We start from the raw sequence: 14728 nt of genomic DNA, 5'->3' as shown, positions 1-14728 counted from the left end.
GAACGGTCATGCGCAGCAAGCTCGTCCTGCACGCCGTCGACTCGCACACCGAGGGCATGCCCACCCGGGTGATCACCGGCGGGATCGGCACGATTCCCGGCGCGACCATGAACGAACGGCGGCTGTGGTTCCGTGAACACCGGGACGACGTCAAGCAGCTGCTGATGAACGAGCCGCGCGGTCACGCGGCGATGAGCGGTGCGGTCCTGCAGCCGCCCACCCGCCCCGACTGCGACTGGGGCGTGGTCTACATCGAGGTCTCCGGGTATCTGCCCATGTGCGGCCACGGCACGATCGGGGTGGCGACGGTCCTGGTCGAGACCGGCATGGTCGAGGTCGTCGAGCCGGTCACCACCATCCGGCTCGACACCCCGGCCGGGCCCGTCGTCGCCGAAGTGGCGGTCGAGGACGGCGCGGCGAAGGCGGTCACCCTGCGAAACGTGCCCTCGTTCTCCGTCGGCCTCGACCGCAAGATCACCCTGCCGGACGGGCGGACGGTCACCTACGACCTGGCGTACGGCGGGAACTTCTACGCCATTCTGCCGCTGGCGGAGTTCGGGCTGCCCTTCGATCGCGCCCGCAAGGACGACATCCTCCGCGCGGGCCTCGACCTGATGGACGCCATCAACGCCGAGGAGGAGCCCGTCCACCCCGAGGACCCGTCGATCCACGGCGTCCACCACGTCCATCTGTACGCGCCCGGTGCCACCGCCCGGCATTCGCGGCACGCGATGGCCATCCACCCCGGCTGGTTCGACCGCTCGCCCTGCGGTACGGGCACCAGCGCGCGCATGGCGCAACTGCACGCACGGGGCGAACTCCCGCTGCACACCGAGTTCGTGAACGAGTCCTTCATCGGCACCCACTTCACCGGACGCCTCCTCGGCGAGACCGAGGTGGCCGGGATCCCGGCCGTGCTGCCCAGCTTCACCGGCCGCGCCTGGATCACCGGCACGGCCCAGTATCTGCTCGACCCGACCGACCCGTTCCCCGCCGGATTCGTCCTCTAGGATTCCGGGCTCCAGGACTCCAGGAGAGAGCGCATGACCCCCACGGCCCCGCAGCGCACCGGCGGTCCCTCCCTGTCGCCGGCCGCCTCCGCCGCCCACGGCGCCGCTCCCCCGGCGCCGGCCCTGCCGGTGCTCGGCGGCAAGAAGAGCAGCTATCGCGAACGGGTCGCCGACGCGCTGCGGGCCGCACTGATCGCCGGTGAGCTGCGGCCGGGTCAGGTGTACTCGGCGCCCGCGCTCGCCGCCCGGTTCGGGGTCTCGGCCACGCCGGTGCGCGAGGCCATGCTGGACCTGGCCAAGGAGGGCCTGGTCGACACCGTGCCCAACAAGGGCTTCCGGGTCACCGCCGTGACCGAGAAACAGCTCGACGAGTACACCCACATCCGCTCCCTGATCGAGATCCCGACCACCGCCGCCCTGGCCCGCACCGCCGACCCCGTCTCCCTGGAGGCGTTGCGGCCCGCGGCACGGGAGATCGTCGCCGCCGCGGCCGCCGGGGACCTCATCGCGTACGTGGAGGCCGACACCCGCTTCCACCTGGGCCTGCTGGCCCTCGCGGGCAACGCGCATCTGGTCGAGGTGGTGGGCGACCTGCGCAAACGCTCCCGCCTGTACGGGCTGAACGCGCTCGTCGAGGCCGGCCGTCTCCTGGCGTCCGCCGAGGAACATCTGGAACTCCTCGACGCCCTCCTCGACCGCGACGAGGACGGCGTCCGGACGGTGATGACCCGCCACCTCGGTCATGTACGGGGCATGTGGGCCGCCCACGACTGAGCGGCACGCGACACGGGCGCGACGCGTGTGACCAGAGCGACGCGCGCGCCCGGTGACGTGGAAAGTATGATCGGCCAATGTCTGACATGACCGAAACCACGCCTGGCTGGCTGACTTCCGACGAACTCGAATCGGCGCGTGCCCGGATGCCGATCCTGTACGTCGAGGCCGTGCCCGTGCGCGTCGACGACAGCGGCGAAGTGACCAGCATCGGACTGCTGCTGCGCATCGGCCCGGACGGGACGGTCAGCCGCACGCTGGTGTCCGGCCGCGTGATGCACCACGAGCGGGTGCGCGACGCGCTCCTGCGTCATCTGGAGAAGGACCTCGGCCCGGTGGCGCTGCCCCGCGTCCCGGCCTCGCTGCAGCCCTTCACGGTCGCCGAGTACTTCCCGACACAGGGCATCACGCCGTTCCACGACCCCCGGCAGCACGCGGTGGCGCTCGCCTACATCGTCCCGGTGTCCGGCGACTGCCGTCCCCGGCAGGACGCGCTCGACCTGGTGTGGTTCAGCCCGCAGGAGGCCGCGTCGCCGTCGGTGCAGAACGAGATGCCGGGCGGCCAGGGAGTCCTGCTCAAGCAGGCCCTCGCCCATGTCGGCTGCGTGTCCTAGAAGGTGTGTCGCGCGGGGTCCCGGCGGCGCGTCCGCGTGCCGCCGGGGTCCGAAACGCCGACGGTCGAGATGTTCGGACCTTCGGTCGTCCGCCCCTTAGGCTCAACTCCGTTGCTCCGCAAGGAGATTGACGGTGGTCCCGCGGGGCCGGGGAGGCGGCGGCACATGCACCAGGACGCACTGATACGGCCGCTGCCGGAGCTGCTGAAGGCGCATGCCGAGCGGTCACCGTCCCGGGTGGCCTTCGCCGACGACGCGCGGGCCGTCACCTACGCGGAGCTGGAGCGCCGCACCGCCAGGCTGGCCGCCCATCTCGCGGGTACGGGACTGGAACGCGGCGAGCGGGTCGCGATCTGCCTCGGCAACCGTGTCGAGATGGTGGAGGGTGTGCTCGCCGCCGTCCGGGCCGGTGCCGTCGGCGTCCCTCTCAACCCCCGCTCCTCCGACGCCGAACTCGCCCATTTCCTTCGGGACAGCGGCGCCTCGGTCGTCATCACCGATCCTGCGCGGCTCGTACGGCTGCACCGGGTTCGCCCGGCCGCCGGCGGGCCCGGCCCGCGCGTGCTGCTGACGGGGACGGGGCCGGCCCCGGCGGACGCTCCGGACGGCACGGTCCTCCTCGACGCCGTCGCCGGGGCGGACGAGCCCGGCCAGGCCCCTGCCCGGGACGATCTCGGTCTCGACGATCCGGCCTGGATGCTCTACACGTCCGGTACGACCCACCGGCCCAAGGGTGTGGTGTCCACGCAGCGGGCCGCGCTGTGGTCGGTGGCCGCGTGCTATGCGCCGGTCTTCGGGCTCTCGCCGGAGGACCGGCTGCTGTGGCCCCTGCCGTTGTTCCACAGTTTCGGGCACTCGCTGGCGATCCTCGGTGTCACCGCGGTCGGCGCGAGCGCCCGCATCACCGGTGACCTGCTGCCTCCCGACGGTCTGTGGCGCGAACTGCACCACCCGCACCGGGCCCTGGGCGGGCCCTACACCGTGCTGGCCGGGGTGCCCGCGGTGTATCACCGGCTGCTGGCGGCGGCCGGGAGCGCGACGCTGCCGGTGGGGCTTCGCACCTGTGTGGTGGCGGGCGCGCCCAGTTCCCCGGCTTTGCGCCACGCGGTGGAGGAGGCGCTGGGGGCGCCGTTGCTCGACGCCTACGGCAGCACCGAGACCTGCGGGATGATCGCGGTGAACCGGCCGGACGGGCCGAGGGTCGACGGTTCCTGCGGGCCGCCGGTCCCGGGGGTGGTCGTACGTGTCGTCGATCCGGTGGGCGGCAACGATGTCGCGGACGGCGGCGAGGGGGAGATCTGGGTCCGAGGGCCGGGCCTGATGACCGGCTACCACCAGCAGCCCGAGGCCACGAGCAAGGCCCTGTCGGACGGCTGGTACCGGACCGGTGACCTCGGCCGCCGGGTCGAGCACGGCCACCTCCGCCTCACCGGGCGGGTCAGCGAACTCATCATCCGCGGCGGCGAGAACATCCATCCCACCGAGATCGAACAGGCTCTGCTGCGCAGTCCCGGTGTGACGGACGCGGTCGTGGTGGGCCGGCCGCACGACGTACTCGGCGAGGTTCCGGTGGCCTACGTCGTGCCCGGCCCCGACGGGTTCGACCCCCGCCGTGTGCTGGCGGCGTGCCGCACGCTGCTCGCCGAGTACAAACTGCCCGTCGAGTTCCACGAGATAGCGGCGGTGCCCCGGACGGCGTCCGGCAAGATCGCCCGACACGCGGTCCCCGCCGCGGCGACCCGAGGGCCCGACGGCACGGGTTCGACGGGCGCCGGGGTGGGGGGCTCGGGCGCCGGAGTGAGGCCCTCGGGCGCCGGAGTGGGGGACTCGGGCTCAGGGGTGAGGGACTCGGGCTCAGGGGTGAAGGGCTCGCGCTCAGGAGTGAAGGGCTCGGGCGCCGGGGTGGGGGGCTCGGGCTCAGGGGTGCCGGGGTCCCCTGGTGAAACGATGACGGGCTCCAGCGGCGGAGCGGTGCCGGGCTCCGTCGGTGAGGCGTTGCCGGAGTGCCTGGCGGAAGCGGTGGGAGGCTCCCTCGCCGAAGCGGGGGCGGGGGCGGGTTCCGCCGGTGAGACCGGGCCCCAGTCCCTGGGCGAGGCGGTACCGGGATCTCTCCGCGAGCCTGCGCCGGGTCCGCCGGGCGTAGCAGCGCCGGGAGCCTCGAGCGAGGCTGCGCCGGAGCTCCCGGGCAGAGCGGTGCCGGAAGCCCCCGGGGAGGCCGTGCCGGGGGCGGTGACGCCGGAGTTCTCGGCCGGGTCCGTGTCGGAGTCCGCGGGCGGGCGCCTCGTGTCGCCCTCGGCGGCCTCGTCGGTCGAGGGGGCACTGCGGCAGCGGCTGTCGGGGCTGTCGGCGGAGGGGCGGGAGCGTGCGCTGCGGGAAGCGGTGCTCGCCGAGACGGCCGAGGTGTGTGGCAGCGGGCCGGACGAACGCCTCGCCGCCGAGGCGCCGTTCAGCGATCTGGGGCTGACCTCCGTGGGCGCCGTCGCGCTCATCGAGCGGCTCGGCGCGGCGACCGGGCTACGCCTCCCGGCGACCATGGTCTTCGACCATCCCAGCCCGGCGGAGCTGGCACGGTCCCTGCACAGCACCCTCTTCGGCGCGACGCCCGCCACCGCGCCGGGAACCGGCGGGGCCGTGGCCGAGGACGACCCGGTGGTCATCGTCGCCATGGGCTGCCGCTACCCCGGTGACGTGCACTCGCCGGAGGACCTGTGGCGGCTCGTCTCCGAGGGCCGGGACGCGACCTCGGACTTCCCGACCGACCGGGGCTGGGACCTGGCCGCCCTCTACGACCCGGACCCGGACCGGGTCGGCACGTCGTACACCCGACGGGGCGGATTCCTGCACCGGGCCGCGGAGTTCGACGCGGGTCTGTTCGGGATCGCCCCGCGGGAGGCCCTGGCGATGGATCCGCAGCAGCGGCTGCTGCTCGAGACCTCCTGGGAGGTGTGGGAGCGGGCCGGGATCGCCCCGGCCGCCGTACGCGAGAGCGACACCGGAGTGTTCGTCGGCATGATGCACGCCGACTACTCGGCGCGCTTCGTCCACCACGAGCTGGAGGCCCATCTGGGGCTGGGCACCTCCGGCAGTGTGGCGGCCGGCCGCATCTCGTACGTGTACGGTCTGCGCGGACCGTCGATCACGGTCGACACCGCGTGCTCCTCCTCTCTGGTGGCCCTGCACTGGGCGGCCGCGGCCCTGCGGTCGGGCGAGTGCTCCCTGGCGCTGGCCGGCGGGGTCACGGTGATGGCGACGCCGAAGCCGTTCACGGCGTTCAGCCGGCAGCGGGGGCTCTCCCCCGAGGGCCGCTGCAAGTCGTTCTCGGCGGCGGCCGACGGCACTGCCTGGGCCGAGGGTGTCGGGCTCGTGCTGCTGGAGCGGCTCTCCGACGCCCGGCGGCACGGCCACCCCGTCCTGGCCGTGCTGCGGGGCTCCGCCGTCAACTCGGACGGAGCGTCCAACGGCCTCACCGCGCCCAACGGTCAGGCCCAGCAACGGTTGATCGCAAGGGCGCTGGCCGACGCCGGGCTCCGCGCGGCCGACGTCGACGTGGTGGAGGCGCACGGCACGGGCACCACGCTGGGCGACCCCGTCGAGGCGGGGGCCCTGCTCGCCGCGTACGGGCAGGACCGCGAGGAGCCGTTGTGGCTGGGGTCGGTCAAGTCGAACCTCGGGCACACCCAGGCGGCCGCCGGGGTCGCCGGTGTCATCAAGATGGTGCAGGCCTTACGGCACGGGGAGTTGCCCCGCACCCTGCACGCCGGGACACCCTCACCGCACGTCGACTGGGCCTCCGGCAAGGTGGAGCTGCTCACCGCCGCACGGCGGTGGCCGTCGACCGGTGGGAGGCCCCGCCGGGCGGGGGTGTCCGCGTTCGGTATCGGCGGGACCAACGCGCATGTGATCGTGGAGGAGGCGCCCGCCGCACCGGCCCCCGTCGCTGCCGGGAAGCCGGACACCGACACCCATGGCGTCCCCTGGCTGCTCTCCGGGGCAGGCGAGTCCGCGCTGCGCGCCCAGGCCCGCCGTCTCGCCGACCATCTGATAGCGCGGCCCGAGCTGTCGTCGGCCGACGTCGGTGTCTCCCTGGCCGTGACGCGGTCCGCGTCGACGCACCGGGCGATGGTGCCGGCGGGTGAACCGGCCCGGATGCTGGCCGGCTTGGAGGCACTCGCCGACAATCCCACCGGAGCCACCGGAGCAACGGGCACCCTCGATCCAACCGGCACCACCAGCGTCTGCGGCACCACCAGCGTCTCCGGCGCCATCAGCGTGTCCGGCGCCACCCCCGTCACCGGCGTAACCACTGGCACCGGCGTCACTACTGGCATCGACGTCACCACTGTCACCGGCGTGGAACGCGCCGTCGCGGACCCGACCCTCCGTACGGCCTTCCTCTTCACCGGGCAGGGAGCCCAACGTGCCCGCATGGGCGTCGAGTTGCGGTCGGCGTTCCCGGTCTTCGCCTCGGCGCACGACGAGGTGTGCCGGGCGTTGGAGGCCCGCCTCGACCTACCGCTCGGCGTGGTGCTCTCCGCCGCGGACGGCTCCGCGGAGGCCGCTCTGCTCGACCGCACGGACTTCACCCAGGCGGGGCTGTTCACCTTCGAGGTCGCACTGTTCCGGCTGCTGGAGTCCTGGGGAGTGCGCCCCGGCCATCTGGCCGGGCACTCCGTCGGTGAACTGGCCGCCGCCCATGTCGCCGGAGTCCTGGACCTCGACGACGCGGCCACCCTCGTCGCGGCGCGGGGCAGGCTGATGCAGGCGCTCCCCGAGGGGGGCGCGATGGTCTCGCTGCACGCGACGGAGGAGGAAGTACTGGCGGCGCTGGCCGAGTTCGAGAACACACGCGGCGGTGGCCGCGGGGAGACCGCGCGCCGCGTGACCGCCGCGTCGGTACGGAAGGCGCGCGGGCCGGGCCCGGTGACGATCGCCTCCGTGAACGGGCCGCGCTCGGTGGTGATCTCCGGTGCGCGGGACGCGGTGCTCGCCGTGGCGTCCGGGTTCGAGGCGCGAGGACGCCGGGCCGTAAGGCTGCGGGTGGGGCACGCCTTCCACTCGCCGCTCGTGGAGCCGATGCTCGACGACTTCCGCCGGGTCGCCGAGAAGGTGACGTTCCGCCCGCCCCGGATCCCCCTGGTCTCGGCGGTCACGGGCCGTCTCGCCGGGGCCGGGGAGTTGTGCTCGCCCGAGTACTGGGTGCGGCACGCCCGGCTGCCCGTCCGGTTCGCCGACACCGTGCGGTGGCTGGGCGACAACGGGGTGTCGGCCTTCCTGGAGGTCGGGCCGCACCCTGCGCTCATCACGGCGGCCGAGGACTGCCTGACCGGCACCGTCGCTCCCCTCTTCACCGCCGCCGCGCGCAGCGGCGAGCCCGAACCGGAGACGCTGCTGTCGGCGGTGGGCAGGCTCCATGTGCGCGGGGCACACGTCGACTGGCCCACCGTGTTCGAGGGCGCCGGTGCGCGTCGCGCGGAGCTGCCGACGTACGCCTTCCAGCGGCAGCGGTACTGGCTGGACGCGCCCCGCCCTCCGGCCCGCGCGACGGAGGACGACGGACACCCGTTGCTGGGGCCCGCGTTCACGGTGCCGGACACCGACCGGACCGTGCTCGCCGGGCGCCTGTCCGCCACGGCTCAGCCCTGGCTCGGCGACCATGTGATCGCCGGGACGGTCCTCGTGCCGGCGACGGCGTTCGTGGAGCTGGCCGTCCGGGCGGGCGACGAGGTCGGCTGCGACACCCTCGACGAGCTGGTGGTCCTGGCGCCGCTTCCCCTGCCCCCACGGACCGGCGTGAGCATCCAGGTCGTGGTGGGCCGGGCCGACGAGTCAGGGCGGCGCACGGTCGGCATCCACGCGCGTCCGGACGCACCCGCCGACGGCGACACCGACGGCCCCGAGCCCACCTGGACGAGGCACGCGGCCGGGCTGCTGACCCGCACGGCCACCGCGTCCTCGTCGGCGCCGGAATCCCGGGCGGTCGCCGCTTCGGCGCCGGGGCCGGCGGCCGAGGCGCAAGCCGTCCCGGTGCCCGGTCCGGGTGCGCAGGCGGCGGCAGGACTCGCGGAATGGCCGCCCCGAGGCGCGACCGAGATCGACCTCGCCGACGCCTACGACACCCTCGCGGACGACGGCCTCGCCTACGGCCCCGCCTTCCGGGGAGTACGGGCGGCCTGGCGGCTCGGCGATGACCTTTACGTCGAAGTCCGTCCGGCTGAAGGGGAGTTGGGCGACGCAGACCGCTTCGGGCTCCATCCCGCGCTGCTGGACGCGGCGGCACACGCGGCGCTGCTCGGCACAACGGCGGCGACCTGCGCGGAACCGGAGGCGGATGTGGAGGTGGAGGTGGAGGCCGCAAAGCGGATCCGGGTGCCGTTCGCGTGGAACGGTGTGCGTCTGTACGCGTCGGGCGCGCACGAGCTACGGGTCCGGGTGCGTCGGGCGGGCAGGGACGCGGTCGCGTTGACGCTCGCGGACGCGACGGGCCGCCCGGTGGCCCGGGTGGACTCGCTGACCATGCGGGAGCTTCCCGGCGGCGCCACCGACTCGGTGCACGACATGGTGCGGCGGGCACTGTGGCGACCCGGCTGGGTGAGCGTCGGGCACACCGCCGCGGCCGACGCCGCCATGGCAGCGGACGCCCTCGTGGTCACCGCTGTGGCTCCGGTGACGGACGAAGAGACGCCGATGGCCGCCGTACACCTGCTGACCGGCCAGGTGCTGCGAACCCTGCAGGACTGGCAGGACGACCCGGAGTCGGCCGGGTCACGGCTGGTGGTCGTGACCCGGGACGCCACCGCGGCGGAACCGGACCTGGCGGGCGCGGCGGTATGGGGTCTGGTGCGCACGGCCCAGGCGGAGCTGCCCGGACGGGTCGTACTGGTCGACACGGACGGACAGCCCGCATCCGAGCGCCTGCTCGCCGCGGCGGTGGCCAGCGGGGAACCCCAACTGTCCATCCGCGCGGGGAAGATGCGGGCGCCCCGGCTCGTACCGGCGGTGCAGACGGTCGCCGCGCAACCGCGTGAGGCGTCCGGCCGACGCCTCTTCGACCCCGACCGCACCGTACTGATCACCGGCGGCACCGGCGCGCTGGGCGCCGAACTCGCCCGCCATCTCGTGGCCTCGCACGGGGTACGGCATCTGCTGCTCACCTCCCGTCGGGGCCCGGAGGCGCCCGGCGCCGGGGAACTGCGGGCCTCGCTGGAGGCGTTGGGCGCCGAGGTGGGGATCGTGGCCTGTGATGTGGCGGACCGGGGTGCGCTGGCCGAGGTGGTCCAGGGCTGCGAGCCCGCCCTGGGTGCCGTGGTGCACGCGGCCGGGGTCCTGGACGACGGCGTACTGGCCGGGCTGACGCCCGAGCGGATGGCGGCGGTGCTGCGGCCCAAGGCGGACGCGGCCTGGCAGGTGCACGAGCTGACCCGGGATCTGGACCTGTCGGCGTTCGTCCTGTTCTCGTCGGCGTCCGGGCTGCTGGGCCGCCCGGGGCAGGGCAACTACGCGGCGGCCAACAGCTTCCTGGACGCCCTCGCCCACCGTCGCGCCGCACAGGGGCTGCCCGCGCTGTCCCTGGCCTGGGGCCCCTGGGAGCACGACCGAGGCATGGCGGCGGCACCACTCGATGGGACGGCGCGCGAGGGTGACATGCTGCGGGCCCTCTCCGTACGGGACGGTATGGCACTCTTCGACGCGGCGGTGCGCGACGGCGGGCCCCTCCTGGCTCCGATGCCGCTGGACCGGGTCGCCCTGCGGTCCGCGCGAGGCCCGGTGCCGCCGCCTCTGCGGGGGCTGTCGCGTCCGCGCCGACCGGTGGCCGCGGCGGGCGCAGAGGCACCAGCCGACACCCCGGAGATGCTGGAGCCCGGTGCCTGGCGGACGATCCTCGCCGCACTGCCCTCCGACCGGCGGGCGGAAGCCCTCGCGGAGTTGATGCGGGCCGACGTGGCCGCCGTACTCGGGTACCCGAGCGCCGAGGCGCTGCCCGCCGGCCGGACCTTCGACGAGTTGGGCTTCGACTCGCTGATGGCGGTGCAGGTCCGCAACCGGCTGAGCCTGGCACTGCGGCTCAGGCTCTCCGCCGCGCTGGTGTTCGAACACCCCACGGCGGACGGTCTGGCCCGGCACGTCCTCGGCCTGCTCGACGACCTGCCGGAGCCTGCGGCGAAGGAACCCGAATCGGCACCCGCAAGGGCGCCCGGAACCGCCCCCGCCGTCGGCCCCGAGCCGTCGCAGGGACGGCCCGTGCGGAGCCTGTCCGCCCTCTACCGGCGGGTGTGCGAGGCGGGTCAGGTGGTCGCGGCGATGCACATGCTGGTCACCGCGTCGTGGGCGGTGCCGACCTTCGACGCGTCCGCCTGCCACCGGCATGCGCTGCCGCCGCTGCGACGGGCCGAGGGATCGGGTGACGGCCCGGTGGTGGTGTTCCTCGACGGCTACCACCCGGCCTTCCCCGGGCCCGGTGGCGGAGCCGCCGCCTTCCACGACTGTTTCCGGGACGACCTGGACGTGTGGGAGGTACGGCATCCCGGTGTCGACGAGGGTGCGGCCGTACCGGAGGACCTGGAGACACTGGCCCGTACGCATGCCGAGACGGTACTGCGGCTGGTGGGCGACGGTCCTTTCGTGGTCGTCGGGTCCTCCACCGGGGGCGCCGTCGCGCACATCGTGACCCGGCGGCTGGAGACTTTGGGGGCGGCGCCGGTGGGTTTGGTGCTGCTGGACACGTATCGCGTCGACCGGGACAACCGCGGCACGGACTGGCTCCTGGCGTTGCCGGCGGCCGTTGCCCCGCGGCTGGCCGGGGGCCCGTCGACCGGGGACGAGGACGGCGCCGTCGCGGCGATGGGCGCGTACACGCGGATGTTCCTCGACTGGCAGCCTCAACCCGTCGACACCCCCACCCTGCTGGTCCGGGCCATGGAGCCGACGCCGGAGATGGCGGCGGGCGCCGGCGGGGACGGCTGGCGGACGTCCTGGCCGCTGCCGCACGACGTGGTCGACGTCCCCGGCGACCACTTCTCGCTCAGCCGGGAACACGCCCCGGCCACGGTGGCGGCCATCCGCCGCTGGCTCGGCTCGCTCGACCGGACGGACACCGCACGGGGGCGAACCATGGGCACGCCACCGCCGCGGACCGCGAGCACCCCGTCTGCGCCGACCCCGATCACCCCTCCCTCACCGGCCCCGGCCGCCTCGTCCGCCGCTGACCCGGCCGCCCCGCCGGCATCGATCCCTGAAGGAGACCAGTGACTGCCACGCGACCCGAGACGCCCTCGGAGGAGTTCGATGTGATCGTCGTCGGCGGGGGCCCGGCCGGGTCGACCGCCGCGTCGGCCGTCGCGCTCCGCGGCCACCGGGTGCTCCTGCTGGACCAGCACACGTTCCCCCGCTACCAGATCGGGGAGTCGCTGCTGCCCTCGACCGTGCACGGGGTGTGCCGCATCCTCGGCGTCGAGGACGAGATCGCGCGGGCCGGGTTCAAGCCGAAGCGCGGCGGGACCTTCCGCTGGGGCCGGAACCGGGACCCCTGGCAGTTCTCCTTCGCGCTGTCCCCGCGGCTGTCCGACCCGACGTCGTTCGCCTACCAGGTCGAGCGGAACCGTTTCGACGCGATCCTGCTGGACAACGCCCGCCGGGTCGGCGTGGACGTACGGGAGGGCTGCCGGGTCTCGGACGTGGTCGCCGACGAGGAGCGGGTGCGGGGCGTGCGCTGGACCGGGCCCGGCGGCGGGAGCCGCGAGGCGCGGGCCCGGTACGTCGTGGACGCCTCGGGCAACACCAGCCGGATCCACGCGCATGTCGGCGGGAAGCGGACGTACTCCGACTTCTTCCGCAACATCGCGGTGTTCGGGTACGTGGCCGGGGGCAGGCGGCTGCCGAAGCCGAACGACGGCAACATCTTCTGCGCCACCTTCGGCGAGGGCTGGATCTGGTACATCCCGCTGCGGGACGAACTGACCAGCGTGGGCGCGGTGGTGAGCCGGGAGCACGCGGCGGCGGTGCAGGGAGATCCGACGGCGGCCTGGCGGCGGCTGATCGACGCGTGCCCCGAGATACGGGACCTCGTCGACGGCGCCCCGCAGGCCACCGAGGCCCCCTACGACCAGGTGCGGGTGCGCAAGGACTGGTCGTACTGGAAGTCCCGGTTGTGGCGGCCCGGCATGGTGCTGGTGGGCGACGCGGCCTGTTTCGTCGACCCGGTGCTGTCGTCGGGTGTGCATCTGGCCACGTACGGGTCCCTGCTGGCAGCTCGAGCGATCAACAGCACGCTCGACGGCACCCTCGACGAGGCCCGCTGCTTCGGGGAGTTCCAGGCCCGCTACCGTCACGAATACGGGCTGTTCCACGAGTTCCTGATGTCGTTCTACGACCTGCACCAGGACGAGCGGTCGTACTTCTGGAAGGCCCGCAAGGTCACCAACGTCGGCGGGCCGGAGCTGGAGGCGTTCGTGGAGCTGGTGGGCGGGCTGGCGTCCGGGGACGCGGCGCTCGCCGCGCCCGCCGACGCGGGTGCGCGGCTGGCCGCCTCCTCCTCGGACCTCGACCGGGTCGTGGGCCGTCTGCCCGACTCCGACGGGCACCGCAATCCGCTCTACGAGTCCGCCGCGTTCCGTCAGACCTTCCACGAGGGGTCGGTGCTCCAGGAGCGCGGCCTCTTCGGCGGACCGCTGGAGGAGGAGGTGCCGCTGCGGCCGGGCGGTCTGGTGGCCTCGGAGGACGGGCTGGGGTGGGCGGTCGCCGCGTCCTGAAGCGGCGGACGCTCAGGGGGTGCGGTCGAGGTAGGGCCGGTGCCGTCGCCGGTTCAGCCGGTTCACGGCGGGGGCCGCCAGCTCGTTCGCCGTGTCCCGGGCGACGGCGGCGCGGCCGGCCTCGCCCAGCGCGTCGGCGAGCCTGGCCCGGCCCAGCCAGTTGTAGGGGCTGTGGGGACTCAGTCCGGTGCGTTCCCCGAGGAGCAGGCGGGCCAGGTCGGCTCGACCGGCGCGCAGGGCCGACTCCAGGAGCGTGCGCTGGACCGCGTCCCGCTGGGCGTGGCTGCCGCCGAAGGTGTGCACGTGGCGGCGGACGGGCCACAGCAGGTCGACGACCGTCTCGTGGTCCCCTCGGACGTAGGCAACCAGGGCCTCGCCGACGGGCAGTCCGATCTCGGCGGTCATCGTGTGGTTGGTGGTCCGGCGGGCGTCGTCCCGTTCGAGCCAGCGTCGCCGTTCGGCGAGGAACGCGTCCGCCTCGGCCAGCCGGCCCGCTCCGGCCAGGGCCATGACGGCGTGGACGTCGTTGAAGGCGTAGTACGGCGGGTCGGCGCGGGCCGCCCAGGTGTCGGCGAGGGCCTGCCAGCGGGCGTCCTGGTCCAGGTCGGCGAGGAGGAACCGCCACAGCAGTGAGGCGGCGTCGAGGAGTTCCATCACGAACCCGCTGGAGTCCTCGTGGTGCAGTACGGCGTCGTAGATCCGGATGGCGGTGTCGGTGTCGCCGGCCTCCAGCGCGTAGAGGGCGTAGTGCCACCAGCTGTGCACGGTCAGCAGGGTGCCGCTCGCCCAGTCGTCGAGTCGTGCGTCGAGGTAGTCGATGCCGTCGGCGAACCGGCCGCGCATCTCGTGGACGTGGACGACGGCATGGATGGCCCAGACGTCACGGGGGTTCTGCTCCACGGCGGCGAGGGCGACCTCCTGGGCGCGGTCGTAGTACCCGAACTCCTCCAGCCCGAACGCGTACATGCCCATCAGGGGCCCGCGGTGGGGGTCGTCGGCCTCCCAGGCCGGGAGGGCTCCGCCGATCCGGTCCCGCAGCCGGGTCGCGTCACCGGTGAAGAAGTCCAGCTGGTGGCCGACCGCCAGGGCCAGCGGGTCGCGGGGGTGCTCCACGACGAGCTCTTCGAGGACATGTGCCGCCCTGCGCAGGTCGCCCCCGAGCCAGGCCTCCGCGGCCGCGAGGTGCATGCGCTCCCGGCGGGGCAGCGCCGGGCGGTCCAGGTCGGCGCCGTACTCGGTGAACCGGCGGCGGGCCTCGACGGCGTCGCGCGGCTCGGTGCCCAGCACACCCAGATACGCCGAGAACGCCTGGGCCAACGGCGCTGCGGGGCACGCCGCGACGGCGTCGGCGACCGCGTCCGGGAACTCGGGGCGGAAGAACAGCAGCCCCTCCACGGCCCGGTCCAGATGCGCAGCCGCCTCGGCGGTGCACTCGAACAGGGGGTTGCCGTACCGATCCGTCACCATGGCAGCTCCACTCCGGCGCGTGTGCGGTGGGGGCCCTTGGGCCCTGTGGCGGCACGGAGGCCCGCGCCCACCCCCATCAAAGCGAGCGGCGCTCCGTCCGGTCCACCGGGAACACGCG

Annotated in this window: 6 protein-coding genes; 5 read left to right on the top strand and 1 reads right to left on the bottom strand. The window is 74.2% G+C overall.

Annotated features, from left to right (window positions below; translation table 11 throughout):
• The first annotated feature begins 8 nt into the window (after positions 1-8).
• From ACZ43N_RS05540 to ACZ43N_RS05520, 5 genes are all read left to right on the top strand, one after another.
• Positions 9-1010, top strand: a complete 1002-nt coding sequence (locus ACZ43N_RS05540; protein ID WP_468095168.1) for a proline racemase family protein — start codon at positions 9-11, stop codon at positions 1008-1010.
• Positions 1011-1043: 33 nt separating this feature from the next.
• A complete protein-coding gene (locus ACZ43N_RS05535; protein WP_468095167.1) occupies positions 1044-1784 on the top strand; it encodes a GntR family transcriptional regulator in 741 nt (246 codons plus the stop codon).
• Between the two features lie 86 nt (positions 1785-1870).
• Positions 1871-2398, top strand: coding sequence for an NUDIX hydrolase family protein (locus tag ACZ43N_RS05530; RefSeq protein WP_468095522.1), 528 nt, complete (start codon positions 1871-1873; stop codon positions 2396-2398).
• Positions 2399-2563: 165 nt separating this feature from the next.
• Entirely contained in the window at positions 2564-11644 is a 9081-nt protein-coding gene (locus ACZ43N_RS05525; protein ID WP_468095166.1) for a type I polyketide synthase, read from the top strand.
• Complete coding sequence (locus ACZ43N_RS05520; RefSeq protein WP_468095165.1) at positions 11641-13143, top strand: tryptophan 7-halogenase; 1503 nt, start codon at positions 11641-11643, stop codon at positions 13141-13143. The genes ACZ43N_RS05525 and ACZ43N_RS05520 overlap by 4 nt, the downstream gene beginning before the upstream one ends.
• Before the next feature lie 12 nt (positions 13144-13155).
• Here the strand turns inward: ACZ43N_RS05520 and ACZ43N_RS05515 are convergent, their stop codons facing one another.
• The gene (locus ACZ43N_RS05515) at positions 13156-14610 is read right to left on the bottom strand and encodes a tetratricopeptide repeat protein (protein WP_468095164.1); all 1455 of its coding nucleotides are present in this window, start codon (positions 14608-14610) and stop codon (positions 13156-13158) included.
• Positions 14611-14728 lie beyond the last annotated feature (118 nt).

The organism is Streptomyces sp. NPDC030814 (assembly GCF_055572155.1).
Note: the sequence above shows the minus strand (reverse complement) of the source record. Positions and strands in the feature narration are given on the sequence as shown.